General features: G+C 68.9%; 22 protein-coding genes and 2 pseudogenes. 15 read left to right on the top strand and 9 right to left on the bottom strand.

Features of this window, described 5'->3' with window-relative positions:
* Positions 1–23 precede the first annotated feature (23 nt).
* The 3 genes and pseudogenes from IE242_RS29885 to IE242_RS38140 all read left to right on the top strand — a co-directional run.
* The gene (locus IE242_RS29885) at positions 24–1,193 is read left to right on the top strand and encodes an XdhC family protein (protein ID WP_189864786.1); all 1,170 of its coding nucleotides are present in this window, start codon (positions 24–26) and stop codon (positions 1,191–1,193) included.
* Between the two features lie 184 nt (positions 1,194–1,377).
* Positions 1,378–4,668, top strand: a complete 3,291-nt coding sequence (locus IE242_RS29890; RefSeq protein WP_189864788.1) for an NACHT and WD40 repeat domain-containing protein — start codon at positions 1,378–1,380, stop codon at positions 4,666–4,668.
* A gap of 119 nt (positions 4,669–4,787) precedes the next feature.
* Positions 4,788–4,874, top strand: a pseudogene (locus tag IE242_RS38140) (dehydrogenase); the annotation flags it as partial.
* 17 nt (positions 4,875–4,891) lie between these two features.
* On the opposite strand, the gene IE242_RS29895 reads toward IE242_RS38140, so the two are convergent.
* Both IE242_RS29895 and IE242_RS29900 read right to left on the bottom strand, forming a co-directional pair.
* The gene (locus IE242_RS29895) at positions 4,892–5,365 is read right to left on the bottom strand and encodes a hypothetical protein (protein ID WP_189864790.1); all 474 of its coding nucleotides are present in this window, start codon (positions 5,363–5,365) and stop codon (positions 4,892–4,894) included.
* A gap of 12 nt (positions 5,366–5,377) precedes the next feature.
* Positions 5,378–5,620 (bottom strand): hypothetical protein, encoded by a 243-nt coding sequence (locus IE242_RS29900; protein WP_189864792.1) that lies wholly within the window; start codon positions 5,618–5,620, stop codon positions 5,378–5,380.
* Between the two features lie 43 nt (positions 5,621–5,663).
* Between IE242_RS29900 and IE242_RS39330 the strand changes: the two genes are divergently transcribed.
* Positions 5,664–5,879 carry an ATP-binding protein gene (locus IE242_RS39330; RefSeq protein WP_373299622.1) on the top strand — a complete coding sequence of 72 codons (216 nt, stop codon included), beginning with the start codon at positions 5,664–5,666 and terminating at the stop codon, positions 5,877–5,879.
* Between the two features lie 283 nt (positions 5,880–6,162).
* Positions 6,163–6,597: a VOC family protein gene (locus tag IE242_RS29905; RefSeq protein ID WP_189864794.1), complete on the top strand. Its 435-nt coding sequence runs from the start codon at positions 6,163–6,165 to the stop codon at positions 6,595–6,597.
* A gap of 68 nt (positions 6,598–6,665) precedes the next feature.
* On the opposite strand, the gene IE242_RS29910 is transcribed toward IE242_RS29905, so the two are convergent.
* Together IE242_RS29910 and IE242_RS29915 are read right to left on the bottom strand one after the other, a co-directional pair.
* Entirely contained in the window at positions 6,666–7,442 is a 777-nt protein-coding gene (locus IE242_RS29910; protein ID WP_373299624.1) for a transposase family protein, read from the bottom strand.
* Between the two features lie 514 nt (positions 7,443–7,956).
* Positions 7,957–8,685: a hypothetical protein gene (locus IE242_RS29915; RefSeq protein ID WP_189864798.1), complete on the bottom strand. Its 729-nt coding sequence runs from the start codon at positions 8,683–8,685 to the stop codon at positions 7,957–7,959.
* A gap of 90 nt (positions 8,686–8,775) precedes the next feature.
* Here IE242_RS29915 and IE242_RS29920 point away from each other — a divergent pair, with 90 nt between their 5' ends.
* Both IE242_RS29920 and IE242_RS29925 read left to right on the top strand, forming a co-directional pair.
* The gene (locus IE242_RS29920) at positions 8,776–9,555 is read left to right on the top strand and encodes an SDR family NAD(P)-dependent oxidoreductase (protein WP_189864800.1); all 780 of its coding nucleotides are present in this window, start codon (positions 8,776–8,778) and stop codon (positions 9,553–9,555) included.
* Positions 9,556–9,692: 137 nt separating this feature from the next.
* The gene (locus tag IE242_RS29925) at positions 9,693–10,343 is read left to right on the top strand and encodes a dihydrofolate reductase family protein (RefSeq protein ID WP_189864802.1); all 651 of its coding nucleotides are present in this window, start codon (positions 9,693–9,695) and stop codon (positions 10,341–10,343) included.
* Between the two features lie 192 nt (positions 10,344–10,535).
* Here the strand turns inward: IE242_RS29925 and IE242_RS29930 are convergent, their stop codons facing one another.
* Complete coding sequence (locus IE242_RS29930) at positions 10,536–10,967, bottom strand: hypothetical protein (protein ID WP_189864804.1); 432 nt, start codon at positions 10,965–10,967, stop codon at positions 10,536–10,538.
* Between the two features lie 636 nt (positions 10,968–11,603).
* Between IE242_RS29930 and IE242_RS38145 the strand changes: the two genes are divergently transcribed.
* Positions 11,604–11,774, top strand: coding sequence for a hypothetical protein (locus IE242_RS38145; protein WP_229859622.1), 171 nt, complete (start codon positions 11,604–11,606; stop codon positions 11,772–11,774).
* Between the two features lie 278 nt (positions 11,775–12,052).
* Here the strand turns inward: IE242_RS38145 and IE242_RS29940 are convergent, their stop codons facing one another.
* Positions 12,053–13,330, bottom strand: a complete 1,278-nt coding sequence (locus IE242_RS29940) for a glycoside hydrolase family 16 protein (protein ID WP_189864806.1) — start codon at positions 13,328–13,330, stop codon at positions 12,053–12,055.
* Positions 13,331–13,585: 255 nt separating this feature from the next.
* Between IE242_RS29940 and IE242_RS29945 the strand changes: the two genes are divergently transcribed.
* Positions 13,586–13,813: a hypothetical protein gene (locus tag IE242_RS29945; protein WP_189864808.1), complete on the top strand. Its 228-nt coding sequence runs from the start codon at positions 13,586–13,588 to the stop codon at positions 13,811–13,813.
* Positions 13,814–14,193: 380 nt separating this feature from the next.
* Complete coding sequence (locus IE242_RS29950) at positions 14,194–15,429, top strand: glycoside hydrolase family 6 protein (RefSeq protein ID WP_189864810.1); 1,236 nt, start codon at positions 14,194–14,196, stop codon at positions 15,427–15,429.
* 15 nt (positions 15,430–15,444) lie between these two features.
* Here IE242_RS29950 and IE242_RS29955 read toward each other — a convergent pair whose 3' ends face one another.
* Positions 15,445–15,795, bottom strand: coding sequence for a DoxX family protein (locus IE242_RS29955; RefSeq protein WP_189864812.1), 351 nt, complete (start codon positions 15,793–15,795; stop codon positions 15,445–15,447).
* A 160-nt stretch (positions 15,796–15,955) separates the two neighbouring features.
* Here IE242_RS29955 and IE242_RS29960 point away from each other — a divergent pair.
* The 4 genes and pseudogenes from IE242_RS29960 to IE242_RS29975 all read left to right on the top strand — a co-directional run.
* Positions 15,956–16,289: pseudogene (locus IE242_RS29960) on the top strand (transposase); the annotation flags it as partial.
* A 268-nt stretch (positions 16,290–16,557) separates the two neighbouring features.
* Positions 16,558–16,863, top strand: a complete 306-nt coding sequence (locus tag IE242_RS39335) for a toll/interleukin-1 receptor domain-containing protein (protein WP_189864814.1) — start codon at positions 16,558–16,560, stop codon at positions 16,861–16,863.
* Positions 16,847–18,409 (top strand): WD40 repeat domain-containing protein, encoded by a 1,563-nt coding sequence (locus tag IE242_RS29970; protein WP_189864816.1) that lies wholly within the window; start codon positions 16,847–16,849, stop codon positions 18,407–18,409. Before IE242_RS39335 ends, IE242_RS29970 begins: the two co-directional genes overlap by 17 nt.
* Positions 18,410–18,790: 381 nt before the next feature.
* A complete protein-coding gene (locus tag IE242_RS29975; protein WP_189864818.1) occupies positions 18,791–19,273 on the top strand; it encodes a hypothetical protein in 483 nt (160 codons plus the stop codon).
* Between the two features lie 9 nt (positions 19,274–19,282).
* Here IE242_RS29975 and IE242_RS29980 read toward each other — a convergent pair whose 3' ends face one another.
* Both IE242_RS29980 and IE242_RS29985 read right to left on the bottom strand, forming a co-directional pair.
* Positions 19,283–19,759 (bottom strand): SRPBCC family protein, encoded by a 477-nt coding sequence (locus IE242_RS29980; protein WP_189864820.1) that lies wholly within the window; start codon positions 19,757–19,759, stop codon positions 19,283–19,285.
* A 120-nt stretch (positions 19,760–19,879) separates the two neighbouring features.
* Positions 19,880–20,389, bottom strand: a complete 510-nt coding sequence (locus IE242_RS29985; RefSeq protein WP_189864823.1) for a hypothetical protein — start codon at positions 20,387–20,389, stop codon at positions 19,880–19,882.
* A 347-nt stretch (positions 20,390–20,736) separates the two neighbouring features.
* Here IE242_RS29985 and IE242_RS29990 point away from each other — a divergent pair, with 347 nt between their 5' ends.
* Positions 20,737–21,957: an extracellular catalytic domain type 1 short-chain-length polyhydroxyalkanoate depolymerase gene (locus tag IE242_RS29990; RefSeq protein WP_189864825.1), complete on the top strand. Its 1,221-nt coding sequence runs from the start codon at positions 20,737–20,739 to the stop codon at positions 21,955–21,957.
* Positions 21,958–22,038: the final 81 nt, after the last annotated feature.

Here is a 22,038-nt window from a genome sequence, read left to right on the forward strand (position 1 = left end):
CCGCACCGGACAAGGAGACCGAGATGCTGGACATCGCCGCAGAACTGCACCGGTGGGCCGAGCAGGGACGCGACTTCGCCGTGGCCACGGTGGTGGCCGTCGGCGGCAGCGCGCCCCGGCAGCCCGGCGCCGCCCTCGCGGTGGACGCCGAGGGTACGGCGATCGGCTCGGTCTCCGGCGGCTGCGTGGAGGGCGCCGTCTACGACCTGTGCGCCCAGGCGCTCCAGGACGGACAGCCGGTCCTGGAACGCTTCGGCTACAGCGACGAGGACGCCTTCGCGGTGGGCCTCACCTGCGGTGGAATCATCGACATCCTGGTCACGCCGGTACGGGCCGGGGACCGCGCCCGCCCGGTCCTGGAGGCCGCACTGGCCGCCGCCGCGCGGGGCGAGGCGGTGGCGGTGGCACGGATCGTCTCCGGCCCGGCGGACCTGCTGGGGCGCGCGCTGCTGGTCCGCCCGGCGGACGCCGCGTACGGAGGCGACTCGTACGAGGGCGGCTTCGGCGCCCACCCCGAGCTGGACCGCACGGTGGCGGCCGAGGCGGGCGCCCTCCTGGACGCCGGCCGCACCGGCACCGTGGAGATCGGTGAGCGGGGCTCGCGCTGCGGAGCACCGCTCACGGTCCTGGTCGAGTCGTCCGTCCCGCCGCCCCGCATGATCGTCTTCGGCGCGATCGACTTCGCGTCGGCGCTGGTACGGGTGGGGAAATTCCTCGGCCACCGGGTGACGGTGTGCGACGCGCGCCCGGTGTTCGCGACCGCGGCCCGCTTCCCGGAGGCGGACGAGGTGGTGGTCGAGTGGCCGCACCGGTACCTGGAGAGCACGGAGACCGACGCCCGTACGGTGCTGTGCGTCCTCACCCACGACGCCAAGTTCGACGTACCGCTGCTGAAGCTCGCGCTGCGCCTGCCCGTGGCGTACGTGGGCGCGATGGGCTCCCGCCGCACCCACCTGGACCGCAACGAGCGACTGCGCGAGGTGGGCGTGACGGAGGCGGAGCTGGCGCGCCTCAGGTCCCCGATCGGCCTCGACCTCGGGGCCCGTACGCCGGAGGAGACGGCCCTGTCCATCGCGGCGGAGATCGTGGCGGCCCGGCGGGGCGGCAGCGGGGTGCCGCTGACCGGGGCGCACACGCCGATCCACCACGACGGGGTGGCTGTGGGGGCGCGGCGGGTGGGGTCCGCGGCCTGATCCGCGCGCTGACCGATCCCGGCCGCTGACCGATCGGATCGGACCGACGGGACGCCACAGCCGGGGCCACAACGACGGGGCGGTCACCTCGGCGACCGTCAACCCGGAGCCCGGTGTCACCCACCTGACGGACGTTTCCGCGCCTGCCGGAGATCGCTGTCAGCTCCCCGCCATGCTCGGCCGCATGGTGTGGACGAGCAATCGCCTGTCGGACCGGCGCGTACGGACCGGACTGTTCGTGGCGCTCGGGCTGGTGAGTCTGGGCATAGTCGTCCTGTCCCTGTCGAAGGGGGCGACCCGGGGCAACGAGATCGCCGGTATCGCCGGGGCCCTCATCGGGGCGGCCGGGTTGGCCGTGTCCGTGGCGGATTTCCTGCGCGGGGACGCCGCGCCGCCCCCCGGCCCGGCCGCGCTGGCGGACGATCTGGCCCAGACCCTGCGGGACCAGTGGATCAGGGAAGCGGAGTCGCGCAACCTGCGCAACCCCCGCGTACTGCCGCTGGAATGGTCGGCGACCGAGCGTGACGTCAGCGATCGACTGGGGGCTCTCGTGCCCTCTGGGCAGTCGATCCCGGATGCCGGGCGGGGCTTCGGCGGCCAGGTGCCGGGAGCCCGGCAGGCCGGGTCGTACCCGACGGCCCCGGGGCAGCCGGCCCGGGTCGTGAGGCTGCGCCTGGACGGACGCCTCGACGGGCAGTTCGACGATGCGGCGGACCGGCTCGCCGCCGGGTACGGACGGGTCGGCAGCGGGCGCCTTGTGGTCCTGGGCGAGCCCGGCGCGGGCAAGACCGTGCTGGCCCTGATGCTGACCCTGGGGCTGCTGGCCGACGGGCGGCGGGAACCCGGTGGCCCGGTGCCGGTCCTGGTTCCCGTGTCGACCTGGGATCCCATTTGTACGTCGCTGGACGACTGGCTGGTGCGGAGGCTGGCCGAGGCGTACTACGCCGGCCGCACGGAAATCCCGTACACCCTGCTCCGCCACGGGCTGCTGCTTCCCGTGCTCGACGGACTCGACGAGATCCCCGAGGCCGCCCGGCGGACAGCCGTGCGAGCCCTGAACCACGCGCTCGGCCTGGAGCGCCCGGTCATTCTCACCTGCCGCTCGGTGGAGTACGAGGATGTGCTGCGGGCCGGCTCCCCCGCGCTCCATCGGGCTCCCGTCGTGGAGATCACACCGGTCGGAGCCGAGGACGCCGTCCGCTATCTGACGGATGTGTCCTGGCCGGACGGCACGGACTGGGAACCGGTGTACCAGCAGCTCAGGACCGCTCCGGACAGCTCGCTGGCCCGTGCCCTGTCCACACCGCTGATGATCTCGCTGGCCCGCACGGTCTACGAGCGATGCGGCGGTGAGCCGGGCGAGTTGGCCGACGCCACCCGCTTCGGCAGCCGCCACGCGGTGGAGGACCACCTCACCGAACGTTTCGTGGATGCCGCTTACACGTCCGACCCGCTGCCGTCCGGCCGTCCGGCGGACAGCGAAGGCGGCACGGGCCCGGACCCGCAGAAGGCCCGTGAGTGGCTGACCTTTCTGGCCCTGTATCTGCACCGCCACCGCGAACGCGACCTGAGCTGGTGGCTGATGAGCGAACGGCTGCGCTCGCCCTGGGCGGGTCCCGGGATCGGGCTGGCGTTCGGTGCCTTCTTCTGGGTGCTCGCCGTCGTCGCCATGTCGTCCCTCGGCATGGCGGGCGAGGGCGGCTTCGACGTCCTTGCCGTCGGTGCCCTGCTCGGCGCCTGCTTCGCCGTACTGACCATGCTCATCTGGTACGGAACGGCCGGGAGGCCGCCGGGCCGCCTGTCCCTCGCACGGCGCGGCGCGATTCCCCGGTTCCGCAAGGGTTTCCGGACGGGGCTGGCCCTCACCCTGTTCCCGGCCGGGTCGATCGCCTGGGGCATGGCCCTGTTCGCCGCGAACGACGGGTGGCGAACGGACCAGGTGGCACTTCTGCACGACGCTGTGATGATCTCACTGGCCCTCGTGCTGATCATCGGCTGCGGCCTCGCGGTGCACGAGTGTCTGGACGCCCCTCCCGGGCATGCGGCGCAGGCGGATCCCGCCGGCTCGCTGCGCGACGACCGGCGCTCGGCGCTCGTCGGTGCGCTGGCCACCGGCGCGGTCGTCGGTGCGGGGGCGTTTCCCTGCCTGGTGCTGTGCCGGTGGGCGGTGGACGTCCTGCTCACCGGGGTGAACGGCTGGCACCACGAGCCGCCGCTGGCCGACCTGCTGACGGCCCGGATGCGTCGGGAGGCATCCCAATTCGGCTATCACCCACCCGATGGCAGCCCGCCCCTGGTCGTGTTCCTCACGCAGTGCTTCCTGCTTCCCGGGCTGGTCACCGCGCTGCTCGTGCTGCTCTCCCGGGCGTGGACCAGATTCGTGCTGCTCCGGCTGGCGGCCGCGGCACGGGGCTGGCTGCCCTGGCGCTTGATGGGTTTCCTGGCCGACGCCCGTGCGCGGGGTGTGCTCCGGCAGTCCGGCGGGCAGTACCAGTTCCGGCACATCCGGCTGCAGGAAACACTGGTTTCCCGGTTGCCGGTCAGCACGGGTGATTCCCTCCGTTCCCCGGGCGGGCCGGTCCGGAGGCGCTGGCCCGGACTGCTGGGGACGTCCGTCAGCGCGACGGCCGCCGTACTGGCCGTCGTTCTCTCCGGGTACGCGACTTCCCAGGACGACTCGTCCACGGCGCACTTCCTCGTCGACCACGATGTCCACGTGCTGCGGTTCGACGACGACACCCTGCTCGCGAGCGACGGCGAGCGGCTGAGCCGGTGGAACATGGAGACGTACCGTCCGGACACATCGCGGCCGGCTGTCCGGCAGCAATTGATCACAGACCTGGGACAGCGGTTCTCCGCACCCGCTGTACGGAAGGAACTCCGGGCGCTGGAGGCCGATCACGCAGAGGTGGCGGATCTCCGGACCGGTGAACGGCTCGGTGAGCTGCCGTCCGACTGGTACGAGGATCTTTCATGGGTCGGCGACAGCCACCCGGCGGTCCTCCTCGACACATGCGAAGCCAGTCATGTATGGGACCTGGAGTCCGGTCGCGTCATCTCGTCCAGCGCCGACCACAGCCCGGACGGCTGCCCGGGCAGCAACAGATTCTCTCTGCTGAGCCCCGACCGCCGCCTCCTCGCCAAAGATCTCGACGACTCGGACGGTCTGCGCCCCAGGGTCGTGCTACAGGACTGGGCAACGGGACGATCCACACGGAGGATCGATGTCTACCGGTACGACGCCGCCGCCCTCGAAGCACTGGCCTTCAGCAGTGATTCCCGGCTGCTCGCCACAGCCCACGCGAGCGGGCACATCCACCTGTGGGACACCCACACGGGCAGCCACCGCGACGAACTGACAGGTCACGATCCGCTGCACGTCATCTCCGGGCTCACCCTGAACCACGACGCCACGCTTCTCGCGGCAGCCAGTGACGACGGCAACATGAGGGTGTGGGAGCTGGACGGAAGGTGACCGGTCGACCATGCCGCCTCCCCGTCGCCTGGCTCGCCCGCGCGACCTGGGCGGACAGACCGGCCGACCGCTCCGGGCGGCCCGATCATGCCCTCTGCACCACGCTTCAGGGTGCGGTCATGAGATCGCACATCTATCTCTCCGGACTGTTCTCGCCGGACGGCCGGGTCGCCGTGGTGACGGGCGGCAGTTCCGGATTGGGACGCGTGAAAGGAACATGCGATCAACGCGAGGCACCCTTCGGCCACAGGACGGTGACGGGGACGCCGACGCGACGTGCGTAGGCGACGACGTCCGCGGTGCCGCCGTAGCCGCGGGCGGGGAGGCCGTCCCAGACGGCGAGGACTTCGTCGGAGAGGCCGACAAGGAGCTCGCTTCCGGCCTGATGAGCTTCGGAGGTGGATGCGGTCATGCCGGTTTTGTGAACCTCGTCCGCGCGGTTGAGCAACTCGTCGTACACAGGATGGTGGTCCGGAGGGGGCCCGTCGCGGTACTCGGTGGCGGGAATGACGACTTCGAGGCGGGCACGGACGCCGAGGGCCATACGGGCCCACCATGAGTCGGGTCCGTCGGCGATGCAGCTGATGGCGGTCAGGTCTCGCGGATCGTAGGCCTTGAGCTGTTCGGTCAGCAGGTCCTGGACTCGAACGGCGACCTCGGTAGGCAGGCCGCGATGGCCGGTGATTCCCACACGCATTGTCAGTGATCCTTACAGGTATGAGGAGTGGATCAGGTCGTCGAATTTCCTCACCGCAGCGGACCGATGGGCGCCTGTGCAGGCGCTGCGGAAGCGGCGGGCCTTGTCCACGATCTTTCCTGAGCGCAGCCGGATGCCTTCTGCGAGGGCGCCGTTCGCGGTGCGGAAGGCTTCGTCGGTGTCGCCTGCTCGCAGGTCCCTGATCGCGAGATACAGGTGGAGCAGTACGCGCTGTTTGTCGTGCGAACTGCTCAAGGTATCCGTACGTGCTGCTGCATAGCCGGTGGAAGCGTCTGTTGTGAGCCGGAACTCCGATCCCGCGCTGAGCAATGGTGGACTCGTCATTGAGGTCTCGGACGAGAGTCCCTGCGCCTTGCCGACGTTTCCCGGCGCACCGCCCGCTGACGATGTCGAATCAGGAAGGGGCCTCTTCCTCGTTCAGGCGCTGTGTTCGGATATTTCCGTTGAGTGCCGTGAGCGTCATAAGACGGTGCGTGCTCTCCTGGAGAAGTGAACGATGCCAGAGAAACCGAAGGACTCGGAGCACGGCATGGACAACGTTGTGCGGGGGACTGGCTGCGGAGCAGGCGTTGGAGTTGGTAAGGCTCAAGGCTGTCCCGTAACTGATCTTCGGCAGGCAACTACGCGCCAGGGGTGCGTCGTTCTCGTGGCCTGTTCGGTTTGATCACCTGGTGTCCGATCCGGATCAGGTTTCGGCGGGGTTGGGTCGACATCTCGGCGGCATGGGGATCCACCTGGGGAAAGGGGCAGCGGGGCACCCTTGGTAGGGTGCGCCGATGTCAACGATCAAGCAGTTCCAAGTGACCTTCGACTGCGCGGAACCTGCGCGCCTCGCCGCTTTCTGGTGTGAGGTGCTGGGGTACGTCGTACCGACGGTCCCGGAGGGCTTTGCCACGTGGGAGGAGTACCACCGCTCGCTGCCGCCCGAGGAGCAGGTGATCTACTTCGCGTGCACTGATCCCTCGGGTGTGGGTCCGCGCCTGCTCTTCCAGCGAGTTCCCGAAGGCAAGGTCGTCAAGAACCGGCTGCATCTCGATGTGCGGGCCGGTATCGGGCTCGTGGGTGAGGAGCGCCTTGCCACACTCGAGGCCGAGTGCGCACGACTGGTCGGGCTCGGCGCGGTACATGTGCGAACGATGCGTGCCGACGGCGAGAACGAGTCCTGCATTGTGATGCAGGACATTGAGGGCAACGAGTTCTGCCTCGACTGAGTCTCCTCCGAGACTGCGAGGCGGGGAGCCGTCTCCGGTGGGCCTCTCAGATCCCGCATACGGCGCGGTCATCCCGTGAGAGCGAGGTCGTGCAGGCGGGCGACGCCGTGCATTGCGTGGCGCACGCCGTCGCCCCTCAGACGGCAGTCGCGCAGGATCTTCCAGGCCTTCATACGGGCGAAGGCATGCCCGACGCGGGCGGACCTGCTTGTGGGACTTGTTGTGGGCCTTTTCCAGTCAGGGAGATCCTCTCCCTTGCGGCGGCGGTGCGGCATCACGAGCCCGGTTCCTGGGTAGCCGCCATCGGCGATGGTCATCGTGTTGCCGACGGTGGCCTTGGCGCCGGACTCCGCCCAGGCCAGGCAGTCGTTGCGATCGCCCGGCAGCGGCCGGCCGACCGCCACGACCAGGCGGGTGTCGGCGTCGATGACGACCTGGTGGTTGGTGGAACAGCGGTAGTTCTTCGACTGCTCGGCGACCTTGTGGTCCCGGGTGGGCACCAGGGTGCCGTCCACGATCAGCACCGCGTCCTTGGCGAACCGCTGGCGGGGATGCAGCGCGAGCCTCGGGCCGATGTCGTCGATCACTCGGTCCGCGGCCGACTTCGACACCCCGAACAGCGGGGCCAGTCGCCGCATCGTCAAGTTCGTCCGCCAGTACGCGACGACCAGCGGCACCCGGTCCTCCAGCGACAGCTTCCACGGCCGCCTCCGGGCCGGGGCGTCGGCACCCTCACGAGGCAGATGTGTCACCAACTTGCTGAAGGCGCGCGGGCTCAGCCCGGTAAACGGGGCTGTCCAGGACGACTCGGACGCCGTGATCACACCTGACACGGTCAAGATCATCGCAGGGCAGGATCACTTACGGGACAGTCCTTCGCCGAACCGCTGGTCCCGGGCGTGTGAGTCGGGCGTGCCGACCTACGGTGACGGCCATGACGGAAGAAGAGAAGCCGGGGGCGTCCGCCTGGGTGGGCTTCCGGGCCGGCAGGTACGCCTGCGGGTGTGCCCCTCATCTCCGTCCGCCTCCCGAAAAGGAGCCGAGTCACCTTGACGTGGGCCTGGCGGGCTTCGCGCTGCTTATCGTCGGCGGCACATGGCTGACCACGCGAAGCCGCCGCCGTGAGGACCGCGGGAGCACGTGACCCGCGGCACCGGCGGCAGAGCTCAGCGCGTCCCGACGTCGCGCGTGGTGCCGTCGGCCACGGCGAGGCCGGTGTCGCGCGGGCTTCCGCCGACGACACGGTTGCCGTCGTGGAGGACTTCGACCGCTGCGGCTTGAACAGCGGTTCCCGGCCGGAAACGTCGGCCGCAGGGACCCGGGGGCCCTGGAGTACAGGAACAGGTCGGGACCCGAGCCTCACCCGATACCACGCCGCCGCAATCGGATCGCCGGATCCCACACCTCGGCAGTCCTCCGAGGGTCGTCCGCGAGAATGCGCGCCGCGAACCGTCGTGCCTGCTCCTCGGCGGGTTCGTGCCAGGTGACCAGCAGCTCGTAGACGAAGTCGGCAGGACACCCTCGCGGATCGTCCGCGTCGCTGAAGAGCACTTCGACCGCCTCCGGCTCCTCGCGTCGAGGGGTCACACTCCCCAGGACGCAGTCCCACCGTGCGAACCAGCCGCTGTCCGCGAAGGTCTGTGTGAGCAGGCGGGCGACGGTATCGACCGGCTTCTCCCAGCTGTGGTCGGCCGCAGCTCGGGTCAGTTCGGCGTCGTACTGGGCTGCGTCGAAGTGGACGTCGGCAGGGACGGGCACCCGGATGTCGTTGGTGTTTCGCCAGGACGACCAGATCACTCGGTCGCCCCGGCGGCGAATCGTGACGAAGACGCCGCCGCAGCATCCGGTGAAGCAGTCATTGTTGGACAGCTCGACCTCTCGTGGTTCCTCCGTGGCCGTCAGCGGACGTTTCTCGGCGGGACCGGCCATCTCCCGGCGGCAGCAGCTCGACACCCCCTCCGGATGGATCTCCCACAGCACATCCCGCCCGTCGATCAACGGGCGCACCTCTGCCCACTGCTCGATGGCCAGGGGGTGGGGGATGACGTGCCGGAGGCTGAGTCGGCTGATCGGTGGCTGGACGGTCATGCCTCCATGATCGGCCGTAGTGGAGCGCATCGACACCGAATTCAGGGACGGCCGTCCGAGGCTGTCGGCCGTCCTGCCTAAGCTGCGGTCATGATCTCGCACACCTACCTCTCCGAACTGTTCTCGCTGGACGGCCGGGTCGCCGTCGTCACGGGCGGCAGTTCCGGCATCGGACGGGCCATCGCCGGGGCTCTCGCGCGCGCGGGAGCGAGCGTGGTGATCATCGCGCGCAGGGAGCCGGAACTGGCCGCCACGGTCGACGAACTGACGGCCGACGGTTGCCGCGCGGCCTGGGTGAGCGCCGACCTGAGCACCCGTGACGGCATACGCGCGGCGGCGGAGGAGGCGGCCGGGGCGTTCGGCGAACCCGACATCCTCGTCAACAGCGCGGGCATCAACCTGCGCCCGCCCATGGCCGAGCTGAGCGAGTCGGACTGGGACACCACGATGACGGTGAACCTGGAGGCGCCCTATCTGCTGGGGCAGCGGTTCGGGCCCGGCATGGCCGAGCGCGGCTTCGGACGCATCATCCACATCACCTCCCAGCAGGCACACCGGGCCTTCGTCCAGAGCGGCGCCTACGGGGTCTCCAAGGGGGCGCTGGAGTCGCTGGCCCGCTCCCAGGCCGAGGCATGGTCGCCCCACGGCGTCACCTGCAACACCCTGGTGCCCGGCTTCGTCATGACCCCGCTCAACGCCCGGCTGTCGTCCGACCCGGAGAAGGTGGCGGCCCTGGCCGCGCGCACGATGGTCGGCCGCAACGGCCTGGCCGAGGACTTCGCCGGGGCGGCGGTGTTCCTGGCGAGCGGGGCCTCCGGTTACGTGACCGGGCAGGCGATCTTCGTGGACGGCGGGTTCTCCGTGCACTGAGCCTGACCACGGGCGACGCGGTGACCAGGCCGGGAAGCTCAGCTCCCGGAGGAGAACACGAGGAGAACATCCTCAGCGATGATTTTTTCTCGCCCGGAGAGTCTCCCCAGCATTGTCGACAACCACGGGAGGGACACATGACTCAGTTACTGAGGGTCCAGAACTTCAACGTCTCGAGCGACGGAATCGGTGCCGGTGCCAGTGAGGACCAGAGCCTCACGAACCCGTTCGGCCACGCCGACGCGGGGAGGCTGTTCACCTGGGCCGGCGCCACGGCGAGCTGGCCCATGCGCACCGATCCCGGGGGCAGCCGGGGTCTCGACGACTACTTCACTCGGGACTTCGCCCGCAACATCGGCGCCGAGATCATGGGCCGCAACAAGTTCGGGCCCCAGCGCGGCCCCTGGCAGGACCACGAGTGGCGTGGTTGGTGGGGCGACGAGCCCCCGTTCCGCACTCCGGTGTTCGTCATGACCCACCACAAGCGTCCGTCGTTCACGCTCTCCGACACCACGTTCCACTTCGTCGACGGCGACCCGGCCACGGTCCTGGAACAGGCCCGGGGGGCGGCGCAGGGCAAGGACGTCCGACTCGGCGGCGGAGTCACCACCGTCCGGCAGTTCCTCGACGCCGACCTCGTCGACACCATGCATGTGGTGGTCTCACCGGTGAAACTCGGGTCCGGACTACGGCTCTGGGAGTCCCCCGACGAACTGCGCGACCGCTTCCACCTGGAGGTCGTCCCCAGCCCGAGCGGCGTGACGCACCACCTGTTCTGGCGGAAGTGACCGGTCCTCGGAGTGGTTCTGGTCAGCTGTCTGGCTCCTCGGGGCCACTTCGAGGTGGGCCGTCAGAACATCAGCGTCGGTGAGGGACCAGCGTGGTCGCGCCGTCCGTTGAATGAGTGACGGCCTTCTCCGCTGGTTCAAGGGCCCCCGCCGAGCCCCACTGCGGTTGCTACGGCGGGATCGGCCGGGCTGTCATGAGAACGCTGAAGATGATGACCGGGCCCGTCGGTGCAGGATCGCGCCGGCACAGGCCGCGACGATGGCAAGAGCTGCCAGCACACAGACGAGCATGTTGATCGACATGGGGATGTGCTCCATCGTTGCACCGTCGGAGTAGACGCAGGCGCTGCGGAGAGGCCAGTACTCCTGCTTGATGCTTGCCAAGTCGGCACCGGAAACGCTCCGGTTCCCGCACAACTCGGGGAAGGGCCCTCCCATGGTGACGGAGAACCAGCCGTAGCAGTACACGGCTGCTGCCGAAGAACCGAGGGTCAGAAGGAGAACTGAACAGAGTCTGGATGGGGACAGGGGCGGAACGTTCAGCATCAGAACAACGACCACGATGCCCGCCGCCGCAGTAGCCAGACTGATGAGAGCCAGCGCGCCCATCAACGGCATCACCACTGTGCCCTCTCTCCTTCAGCTGGATGGAAGAGTCTGTTGATTCAGGTCATCGTGCCCCATCCGTGCCCCACACGTGTTCGACCGGGCGCCGGTGGTGGGTGCGGTCTCCAGGCCGAGAAGCGTTGGGCACCGCCGTGTGCCGGACAACCAGGAGCGCACCACAAGCGCACCGGATCGAGCGGTGAACAGCGGGGAAGCACATGAGAGCAACCGATCCCAGGGAGACTCCCTTGGTGCCGTCTGCGCAGCTCAGCGCCCGTATGGCCGTCAGATGATCGCAGCTCCTCCGAGTCGAGGGCCTGGATGTCAGACCCGGCTGCTACCTTCCACCGACCCGGAGAGACGAGAGGGAGACGAGGACTGATGGGTGCTTCGGATTGGGATTACTACGTGCCGTACCAGGAGGACCTGAACGCTGCGCTGCAGCAGTTGCGGCGCGAGGTGTTCGAGGCGGGGGACTACTAGTGGGTCAACGGCGACACCTGGCGACCGGAGGACGACCGCGAACCGCGGCCGCGGTCGCTGGAGGAACTGTGGGCGGACGAGTTGGTCCAGGAAGCCGGCACACACTCGATCCTGGACGTCTTCCGCGTCGTGGGGCCTGAGGACACCCCGGACTACAACACCATAGAACCCGTGACGGCTGAGGAGGCCCGCGAGTTGCTGGGTACCGACAAGCTGACGCGTGCGCACGTCAAGGACTTCGATGTCTTTCCCCGGTCACGGTGGATCGGAAGATGCGCGGTACTGCACGACGCCGAGGGCACCCCGCAGGAGATTCGCTTCTGGGGCCACTCGGGTGACTGAGTCGCAGGCTGAGCATGTAGGGGCCGACATCTGTACCTGTCGTCGACGAGGGCGTACACCAACACACCCAGACGCTCAACGCTGAGGTGCCGCGAGTTCGAGTCCTGCCGGGGCGCAGGCGGAAGGGCCGGCTCGGGAGGGAACTTCTCCCGAGCCGGCCCTTCACCATGTCCGATGACGTGCCGCACATGGGCCCGCGTCGCGACTCCGCACCGACCCGTCATGGAGCCCGCCGGCCGATGACAGCTCGCCGGGCACGGTCTCGGTGGGGGGCGGAGTCAGCCGACCGTCCACTTCTGGTTGGCGGCGCCGGTGCACGTCCAGATCTGCAGGCGCGTGCCGTCGGCGGAGGAGTTCCCCACGGCGTCCAGGCACTTGTCCGCGCCGATGTTGGTCAGGTCGTGGGCGGAGGTGTAGGCCCACCGCTGGGCCTTGGTGCCGTTGCAGGTGTAGAGCTGCACGGGTGCCCCGTCCGCGGTGGAGGCGGCGCGTACGTCGAGGCACTTGCCGAGGGCGCGTACGGTGCCGTCGCTGCCCAGGGTCCACTTCTGCGCGTCGACGCCGGTGCAGTTGTGCAGCTGGATCGGGGTCTCGTCCGCGCTCGAGGCGCCGGCGACGTCGACGCACATGCCGCCGATGCCCTTGATGGCGCCGGTCCGGGTGGTGCCGCCGTTTCCGGAGTCGCCACCCGTTGCCGAGACGCGTACGTAGTCGATGGTCATCGTCTGCGGGAACGCGGTACCGGCGTTCGGGCTGCCGGGCCAGTCGCCGCCGACGGCGAGGTTGAGGATGAGGAAGAACGGGTGGTCGTAGACCCACTTGTTGCCGCCGACATCGGCCGGGGTGCGGGTCTGGTAGGCGGTGCCGTCGACGGACCAGGTGATCGACTGAGGGCTCCAGTCGACCGCGAAGACATGGAAGTCGTCGGCGAAGGACTTGCCGCCCGGGAGCGTGTACGCGGCGCCGACGCCGCTGCCGCCGGAGTAGCCGGGGCCGTGGATGGTGCCGTGGACGGTGCCGGGTTCGTGACCGACGTTCTCCATGATGTCGATCTCACCGCTGTTGGGCCATCCAGCCGTGCCCAGGTCGTTGCCGAGCATCCAGAACGCGGGCCACATGCCCTGACCGCGGGGCACCTTGATGCGCGCCTCGAAGTGGCCGTAGGCCTGGGTGAAGGTCTTGGCGGTGTTGAGGCGGGCGGAGGTGTACTGGCAGGTGCCGTACCAGCACTGGAGCCCGGTGTCGGTGTTCTTGCGGGCGGTGATGACCAGGTTGCCGTTGCCGTCGAGGGCGGCGTTGTCCCTGCTGTTGCGGTAGTACTGCAGCTCGTGGTTGCCGTTGCCGGAGCCACCGGTTTCCAGCGTCCACTTGCTGGCGTCCGGGGCGCTGCCGGCGGCGCCGTTGAACTCGTCGGACCAGGTCAGCGCGGCAGGGGCAGCGTCGGCCCGGTCGGCGGACGGTCCCGTCGTGATGAGGGCGAAGGCGGCGGCGACCGCGGTGGAGAGCAGCAGGACGAGCCCGCCGAGGGACCACCGGCGTGCGCGATGAGCAGCCATGACTGAACACACCTTGTCTGTGGGGAAGTTCCGTGGGGGGTGGAATGGGGGGTGGAGTGGGGGGTGGAGTGGGGGGCGTGGGGCCCCGATGCTACGGACAGGTGACAGGGCGACCAACTGCCCGGTTTGTGGCCCAACCAGCTCTGAACTGCGTTTACTTGACGCCATAAGACCCGCAGCTGATCGCTTAATGAGCGTTTAAGGCCGACTTAAGCGGGCGGAGACGGAACGGTTCATGACAGTGGCGGCGATGATGTGGTTCAGCGGACGCATGAACTGCGTGTCGGGGCCGAACACGAGGCCGCGCACGGTGTCCAGCTGATGCTCGACGCCGTGGCCCGGCACGGCCGGGACTCCGCCCCCGGCCTGTGGAAGCGCTACCTCACCCTCATCCTCGACGGCCTCCGCAACGACCGGGGCCGCCCCACGCCCCTGCCCCATCCCGCCCTCAGTCAGGCCGAGTTCGACCAGGCCATGACGTGACGCCGTCCTCGGCGCGCAGTTCGTTCAGCGCCCCGGCCGGGCGCGCCGCTACCCGGCCCGGCCCGTTTATGGCACCGGGGGCGACCTGCGGCGTGAGCTGACGTACGACGGGCTGTGGGCCGCCGAAGCCAAGCGCGACAAGGGCGGACGCCGCCCTTCCGTCCCGTCCGGCAAGACCGGCGATGTGCGAGCCGCATACCTGGACGGCCGGTCCATCGCCGGCCTCGCCCGCGAGGTGTAGGTGGCGCAGACTCGGTGGTCCGATTCGTCGTGTCATGTGTATTGACGCAGACATGACGGTCCGTAAGTCTCCTGTGGGAGCGCTCCCAATACTTCCCTCCCGTTCCTTCGTGACCCTTGCGACTCAGGAGCCAACCCCCATGAGACGTGTCCGAACATGGTTCGCCGGTCTGGCCCTCGGGCTGGCGTCCCTGCTCTGCGCGCCCGCAGTGACCGCCGCCGAGTCCGATGCTCCGCAGTCCGGGGCCGACGTCGGCGCCGGTGCCGAGTCCGTCGGCCGCGGCCGGTCCCTCTACGTTCCCGACGCCAACCCCGAGGCGTACCGCCAGGCCTACGACCTCGTACGCGCCGGTCAGCTGCGCGACGCGGCGGGCATCCTCGCCATGGCGCACACCCCGCAGGCGGTCTGGTACGACGGCCAGACGGCCGAGGAGGTGGAACGGCTGGCCCGCGGTGTCGTGCGCGACGCGGCACGGAAGGGGACCGTGCCGGTGTTCGCGCTCTACAACGTGCCCGGCCGTGACTGTGCCAACTACTCGGCGGGCGGGGCGGCCAACACCGCCGAGTACAAGGAGTGGATCGACGCCGTCGCGCGCGGGATCCGCGGGCACGCGGCGATGGTGACCCTGGAGCCCGACTCGCTGGCCCTGCTCCCCGCCGACTGCGGCCAGGACGACGCGCAGGGCACGCTGACCGCAGCGCGCTACACCGAGGTCAACTACGCGGTCGACAAGCTGGAGCCGCTGCCCGGCGTACGGGTCTACCTGGACACCGGGCACCCCGGCTGGCACGGCGTCGAGTCCATCGTGCCGCGACTGATCAAGGGCGGCGTCGAGCGCGCCACCGGCTTCTACACCAACACCTCCAACTATCAGACCGACGACGCCAACTCTTGGTACGGCAGGCTCATCTCGTCCTGCCTCGCGTACGTCGACGGGGGCGGCGCGGTCGCCGACTGCCCGAACCAGTACTGGCCGCGGGCCGACGCCCAGGCATGGCTGGACGCCAACGTGGACGTACCCGCCTCGCGCATGAAGCACTTCGTGACGGACTCCAGCCGCAACGGCCGGGGCACGTGGACCCCGCCCGCCGGCAAGTACACCGACCCGCAGGACTGGTGCAACCCGCCCGGCCGGGGCCTCGGCGCCCGCCCGACGCTGCGGACCGGCGATCCGCTGCAGGACGCCCGGCTGTGGATCAAGACGCCGGGCGAGTCCGACGGTCTGTGCCTGCGCGGCACGGAGGGACCGGAGGACCCGGAGCGCGGCATGGTCGATCCCAAGGCGGGGGACTGGTTCCGCGAACAGGCGCTGGAACTGGTGCGGTTCGCCGAGCCGCCGCTCCTGGGCGGGCGGGACGGACGTACGTCGCCCTGACCTCGGTTGGGGGCGCTATCGCGCGACGGCGAGGACGAGGGACGCGATGGCCAGCCCCAAGTAGGCGCCCGGCACGGCGATGTTGTGGAGGACACGGGCACGGAGGTGTACGGCGACCGCTCCGGCGAAGAACAGGACGAGCCCCGTCGCGGCGGCAACACCGATGACGGGGACGCCCATGAGCCCGAGCAGGAGACCGGCGGCTCCCGCGGCCTTGAGCACGCCGAGCCACGGGAGCCAGGCCCGCTGGACGCCCACCTCCGCCATGTTGGCAAGCACGAACCGGGCCCTTGCGAAGTCCGCGGCGGCGATGACCGCGTTGGCCAGGACGGTGAGGACGGTGACGGTCACGTAGGCGGTGAACATGGCCTCGCCTTTCCGCTGTCGGCCGGGCGCACGGGAGGTGAGCAAGGCCCGCCGGCTCCTGCTCTCTTGCTCTCTCGCTCTCCTGCTCATCTTCCGCAGGGAGCCGCGTTCCGGGCAGTGTCTTTCCGGCTCGGTACACCGACGCGGGCGCGCGTGCCGCTGCCACTCGGCCGTGACGTGCTGGCGTCGGCTGCGGGACTGGAACAAGGCCGGGGTCTGGCAGCGGCTGCACGAGATCCTGCTTCGCCGAGCTCAACGACGGCCGGAAGCCGGACTGGTCCCGCTGTGTGGTCGGCTCCGCCCATATCAGGGCGGTAAGAAGAGGGGGGTCCCCACACGGGACCGTCGCCGGCCGACCGGGGCCGGGCGGCTCGAAACACCATCTCATCACCGACGGACACGGCACCCCGCTGGCCGTCCTGCTCACCGGCGGCAACCTCAACGATGTCACCCAGCTCCTGCCGCTGCTCGATGCGGTGCCGCTACCGCAAGGAGATCCGTGCCCGCGGTGTGCCGCCCTTCAGCGACGAAGCGTGCCTCGATCCCGCCTGCTGCCTGATCACCCACCGACAGCTCACCTCGTTGTGCCAGCCGCTGTGAGTCCGCACGTCTCGCGAAGCGGGGGGAACGCGCGAGCGTCCAGGAGAGATCCTGGGCGACCGCCATCTCTGCAGTCATGTCCGGCAGCATCTACGGGACTGCTCTCGGTGAGCAGCCCGTGGGCTATTCTCAGAGCGAGGTGACTCGGACACGGGTAGCGACATGGCTTTTTTCTTCATCAGCCACGCGCACGAAGATGAGCGATCAGCCGAAGATCTGCACACCCGCCTGCAGAGTTGGGGCTTCACGTCATTGTTCCTCGACGTCGACCCACATGACGGACTCCGTGTCGGCAGCCAGTGGCGCGAGGAACTGTTCTCACAAATACGGAGCACCGACGCGCTCATCTTCATCGGCACTCCGTCGTCGCTCGAGTCGAAATGGTGCTGGTGGTCATGTCGCCTTGTGGGATCTCACGGGCAGCCGGCCGACCGGAATTCACCGTCGTCTAGTGGGCGGCTCCTGTGAAACGTCGATCGGTTTTGCGGATGCCGATACCCTCGTCGTCTACTGCGAAGGCCTCCTTGCGCGATGGTCCACCCACGAAGACAACCCTCCTTCCACACGGCGGCTGATGCCCAAGGAAGTCTTTCAATTCCAATCGTCTTTCACGCCCGACAGTGAGACTCTCATCACATTGAGCGGAAGCGGCGAAAGCGACCTCGCCGCATGGAGTACGAAGACCGGCCGCCGCTTGGCCCACTCCAAGCAGCCCGACATCTCGGTGGTCGGCGAGTTCGACTTCGACCGATCCGGTACCCGCTTGGCCGCAGTGACCGACGACGCGCTGCTCAAGCTCTTTGACCTTCCCTCACTGAAACCGAGTGCTGTGCAGCCGGCCGGGATCAAGGTGGACGGTGCCGAGTTCAGCCCTGATGGGCATCAGTTGGCCATCAAAGGACGGGGAGTCGTGGTGATCTGGAACATCGCCCATCCCTTACCTCTCAGCACTTCGCTCCACAACGAGCCCTTCTCCATTGGATTCGACAAGGACCTGGCTGCGACTGTCTCCATGAGCGGAGCGCATCCCACGCGTATCGTTTCCGTCGCAGTGGGCAGGCTCCGAGCGTGGAACTTGCCGAAGCGTACGCCGACTGAGATTCCGGTACCCAAGTACATCGAGACGGTTGCCGTGAGCCCGGATGGAAGAACTACCGCGATCCTGGACTACGACCGCCGGCTGTCCCTGTGGCACCCGGGAGATGAACGGCTCCTACCGGGCTGGCAGATGGACGATGTCTCCAGCCTCGCACTCAACGCAGACGGCAGTCTTCTCGCGTCGGGCGGCGGCGTCACGGACGGTCGAATCCGTCTGTGGGACGCTCGCCACGGCACTGAGTGGAAGCCATCCATGCGCCGTGACAAAGCCGTGGTCTGGACCGTCGCGTTCAATCCGCAGTCGACTTTGCTCGCATCGGCTGGTTTCGGTGGAGACATCAGCGTCTGGAAGGTGGTCCGAGGCGGTGACGGAAACAAGTACCTGCGGCCACTCAACCCGGATCGGCCGTTCACCGGGCACACCGGTGCCGTCTTGAGTGTCACATTCGATCCCACCGGAACGCGTATCGCTTCCGGCGGGGACGACGGATCTGTCCGCCTGTGGGACGTAACCGCCGGAGCAGCCATTGGGGAGCCCATGTCGATGAGTTCCGCGGTGCGGGAGGTGACGTTCTCTCCCGACGGCCGAACCATCGCCGCAGTGGGCGACGACGGCTTGCAACTGTTCGACGTGACGACCCAGCGACCCCTTGGTCCCACCGTGACGACCCGGGCCCGTCTCGCAGGTGTGGCGTTCAACGCCGATGGACAGCGGCTGGTCACCATCAACAGCCATGGTCGCGTCGATACCTGGGATCCCGTCCTGTGGAGCACCGTTGCTACCGAAGTCACCGAGCGGCTGTGTTCGATCGCATCGCGAAATCTCACCCGCAGTGAGTGGCATCAGTATCTGCCGGGCAAGCCATATCGACAGACCTGCCCCCGCTGGTCGACCGCTCCCCACACTGCCGGATAACAAGGGCGGACACAGCTCGAGGCCGGGCGAGACAGCCCGGCGCGCTTCATCAGTCCACATACGAGCGCAGCGCCCTTCGGTATGCCGGATGCCGAAGCTTTGACGCCTCGGCGTCTTCGATCAGATTGCCCAGTCCTCCCTGGCCCTCCGCTCTTGGCATTACGTGCGTGAACTCAATGCTCGGTGCGTCACCGTCGGAGTGACAGCCGGGACAGCCCCTTCGCCGAAGGGATGCGGAGGCAGGGCGTACTGAGCCGTTGGCGCCAGAAGTTGCTGACTGTCGGCGTCGTTCGGACAACCCTGGGCGAGGTCTGATGGCGATCACCTTCCGGCAACTCTTCCCTGTGGAGTCAACTGACTGCTTGTGGAAGGGTTCTGCATGTGATCAATCAGGATGGTGGCCGGGTCCGCGATCTCGTACTCGTGGACGGAGTCCGCCCTGCGGACGCTGTGCGTGTTCATCGCGAAGCGCTTCACGTGCTGCGGTCGAGCATCGACGCAGCACACCTCGACGCCTACAGCGATGGAGCCTGGCCGACCGAGGTTGTGCACTCGTACGAGTGTGCCTTGTCGCTGGCCCGGGAGGAGGTCGCGCGCGGTAGCCGCTCCAGGCGCTCGGATCCCGGGATGGGGATCGACATCGACGTCCGGGACGACGGGCAGTTCAAGGTGCTGTCTGACTTGGTTCCCTACACGATCCATGCCGAAGGCCGGCGGGACGGCAGGCTGGTGTTCAGCGCCGGTGACTCGGGAACAGCCCTGTGGATGAAGGTCACGCAAGAACAGGAAGCAGAACTTCTGTCCCGAATGGCTCGGCTGGGTATTCCGTCGAGTGCGCTCACCGTCCTGGCATCTGGGCGCTAGCTCTGGGCGCTAGCCGGGAATACCAGGGGATGGTTCATGGCCTTGGCTCGTGCCCAGAAGCCCGTCCACCGCCCGCCCGAACATCCACCGCCCCGCCCACTTCAGGAGGCGATCGAACATCGGCGGCAGGAAACGAACCGACAGCTCCTCCCGCCACACCACCTGTGAGGCGCCCGTACCGCGCGCATGGACCTCGATCTGCGCCCAGCCCGTGATGAGGCGTCCCCGTTTGTCCAGGCGGACGAGGGCTGTTGTCCCGTCCTCCGTGGGAGGCCGCCAGGTGACGACCTCCATGGGATCGTCGAAGGCGAGCGGGCCGACACCCGTACGACCCACGAAGGCCGTGCCCGCGCGCGTGGGCGGTGGGGTGAGGACGGTGATGCGGGTCAGCGGGACCACGTCGGCGTGGCGCTCCCAGTCCGTGAGGCGGCGCCAGGCCTCGTCGACGGACAGGGGAGCGACACGTGCCAGGGCGAAGAGGGCCACGGGGGGATCGTAGGCGCTCGGGAGGAGCGAGGGCGTGCGGTCCGCCGGGCGGCGTGCCGGGAACGGTGCCGCGGCCCGGAGGCAGCCCGGCACCGGCACGCCGCCGGGACGGGGGCCGGGTCAGCAGCCGCCGCAGTTGTAGTACGTCACGTCCCAGTGGTTGCCCTCGTCGGCGTAGACGTTGCCCGAGCCGGACCGCCACTGCGGGGCGCCGTCGCCGCGCAGTCCGATGTAGGTGAAGGTGTTCTTGATGTAGTTCCCGATGCACGTGTACTTGCTGTAGTCGAGCTTGTAGCCGTTCCAGTGCGAGTACGTGCCGCTCGCGTGGCCGGTCTCGGTGCCGCCGGTGATGTTCAGCGCGCAGCCGCTGGCCCGCTTGAGGGTCTGGGCGCCCTGCGCGCTCGTCAGGTTGAGCTGCTCGAACGAGGTGCACGTCGCGTTGTTGCGGTCGGAGCAGTTGCCGGAGGACGACCAGGTGATGCCGGCCTCGCGGAACATCGAGGTGGCGGTCGCGTGGCTGATCCTGGTGGCGGCGAACGCGTCGGTCGCGCCGGCCAGGACTCCCAGTCCGGGGGCGAACAGCGCGCCCAGGACGAGGGCGAGGGCGGTGAGGACGGAGCGGAGCTTCACGGCTTCGGGTCTTCCTTCCTGCTGCTGCGGCCGGGACGGCCGCGTGCCGCGTTCTTCTGAGACTGCTGTGCAGGCGGAGCAAGGAGATGGTGCCCGGGTCCACGCGTGTCGGCCAGAGGGCGTGCGGCGACTTCGTGGTGCGGACGGTGGCCGTACGGCAGCGGGACGGTGCCTGGCAACCTCTCGGGCACCCGCGAACCGTCGGTCTCCTGTGTCGCGTACCTCCATACCGTGTGCGGGCAGCCACTCCTACGGTTCCGCCACGGTGCACCGCACCGGGCTGCCTCCCGACGCCTCCACGAGGTGCTGCCGCAGCCGGTCCCCGCCCCACGACAGGAGAGCTGCCCATGCCGTTTTCCCGCCTTCTGCCTCGGCCGTCCCGGCTGATCGGTGTTCTGCTCCTCCTGCTGGCCGCGGTACTGGCCGGCCCCGTTCCCGATGCGCGCGCGGCGGCCGGGCTGATACGGGTCACCGACTTCGGCTCCGATCCCGGCCAGTTGGGCATGTACGTGTACCGGCCGGCTTCCTTGCCCACCGCGCCGCCCGTCGTCGTCGCGCTGCACGGCTGCTCCCAGAGCGCCCAGGTCTACGCCGACAACTCCGGCCTGGCCGAACTCGCCGAGCGCCGCGGCTTCCTGCTCGTCCTCGCCGAGCAGTCCTCGTCCAACAACCTCAACAAGTGCTTCAACTGGTTCCAGCCCGCCGATGTCCGGCGCGGCCAGGGCGAGGCCGCCTCGATCCGGCAGATGGTCGCGCACGCCGTCTCCGCGCTGGGGGCCGATCCCGAGCGTGTGTACGTGACGGGGCTGTCCGCCGGGGGCGCGATGACCTCGGTCATGCTCGCCGCCTATCCGGATGTCTTCGCCGCCGGCGCGGTCGTGGCGGGACTGCCGTACGACTGTGCCAGAGATGTGGTCACCGCCTACAGCTGCATGAGTCCTGGTGTGGACCGTGCTCCCGCCCAGTGGGCCGAGAGTGTGCGCAACGCCCAGTCCTCCTGGACCGGGCCCTGGCCGCGCGTCGCCATCTGGCACGGTGACCGGGACACCACGGTCGTACCGCGCAACGCCGATGAGCTGAGGGACCAGTGGACCGCCGTGCACGGCCTGTCCCCGACTCCCTCCCGCACTGACGTGATCGGTTCCGGCAGCACCAGGCGGGAGCAGTACACAGCCCCGGACGGCTCGGTCGCCGTCGAGGTCGACCGGGTGTCCGGTATCGGGCACGGCACGCCCGTCGATCCTGGTACGGGTGCCGAGCAGTGCGGCAGCACCGGTGCCGCGTACTTCCTCGACAGCATCTGCTCCAGCCACTGGATTGCCGAGTTCTTCGACTTGGAGGAGGGGGGAGGAGGGGACGACGGTGGCGAGCAGCCGGGTGACACGCCGGAATGCTGGACGGGCAGCAACTACCAGCACGTACAGGCGGGCCGGGCCACTGTCGCTGGTGGCTACGCCTACGCCAAGGGGTCCGGTCAGAACATGGGCCTGTACAACACGTTCGTCACCCACACGTTGAGGGAGTCGCCTGCGGGTCACTATGTGCTCGCCGATGGTGTTTGTCCCTGACCCATCGCCAGTGGGTGGGGGACGAGTGCCTGGTGAACCTCCCGACCATGGTGACCGGCCACGTTACGGGCCGGTCAACCA

It is taken from the genome of Streptomyces poonensis (genome assembly GCF_014650915.1).
GTDB lineage: Bacteria > Actinomycetota > Actinomycetes > Streptomycetales > Streptomycetaceae > Streptomyces > Streptomyces poonensis.

What these genes read in the sequence shown, in the direction of transcription:
- IE242_RS29885 (WP_189864786.1), top strand. Translation starts at nt 24, where the DNA reads ATGCTGGACATCGCCGCAGAACTGCACCGGTGGGCCGAGCAGGGACGC.
- IE242_RS29890 (WP_189864788.1), top strand. Translation starts at nt 1,378, where the DNA reads ATGGTGTGGACGAGCAATCGCCTGTCGGACCGGCGCGTACGGACCGGA.
- IE242_RS29895 (WP_189864790.1), bottom strand. Translation starts at nt 5,365, where the DNA reads ATGCGTGTGGGAATCACCGGCCATCGCGGCCTGCCTACCGAGGTCGCC.
- IE242_RS29905 (WP_189864794.1), top strand. Translation starts at nt 6,163, where the DNA reads ATGTCAACGATCAAGCAGTTCCAAGTGACCTTCGACTGCGCGGAACCT.
- IE242_RS29910 (WP_373299624.1), bottom strand. Translation starts at nt 7,442, where the DNA reads ATGATCTTGACCGTGTCAGGTGTGATCACGGCGTCCGAGTCGTCCTGG.
- IE242_RS29915 (WP_189864798.1), bottom strand. Translation starts at nt 8,685, where the DNA reads ATGACCGTCCAGCCACCGATCAGCCGACTCAGCCTCCGGCACGTCATC.
- IE242_RS29920 (WP_189864800.1), top strand. Translation starts at nt 8,776, where the DNA reads ATGATCTCGCACACCTACCTCTCCGAACTGTTCTCGCTGGACGGCCGG.
- IE242_RS29925 (WP_189864802.1), top strand. Translation starts at nt 9,693, where the DNA reads ATGACTCAGTTACTGAGGGTCCAGAACTTCAACGTCTCGAGCGACGGA.
- IE242_RS29940 (WP_189864806.1), bottom strand. Translation starts at nt 13,330, where the DNA reads ATGGCTGCTCATCGCGCACGCCGGTGGTCCCTCGGCGGGCTCGTCCTG.
- IE242_RS29950 (WP_189864810.1), top strand. Translation starts at nt 14,194, where the DNA reads ATGAGACGTGTCCGAACATGGTTCGCCGGTCTGGCCCTCGGGCTGGCG.
- IE242_RS29955 (WP_189864812.1), bottom strand. Translation starts at nt 15,795, where the DNA reads ATGTTCACCGCCTACGTGACCGTCACCGTCCTCACCGTCCTGGCCAAC.
- IE242_RS39335 (WP_189864814.1), top strand. Translation starts at nt 16,558, where the DNA reads ATGGCTTTTTTCTTCATCAGCCACGCGCACGAAGATGAGCGATCAGCC.
- IE242_RS29990 (WP_189864825.1), top strand. Translation starts at nt 20,737, where the DNA reads ATGCCGTTTTCCCGCCTTCTGCCTCGGCCGTCCCGGCTGATCGGTGTT.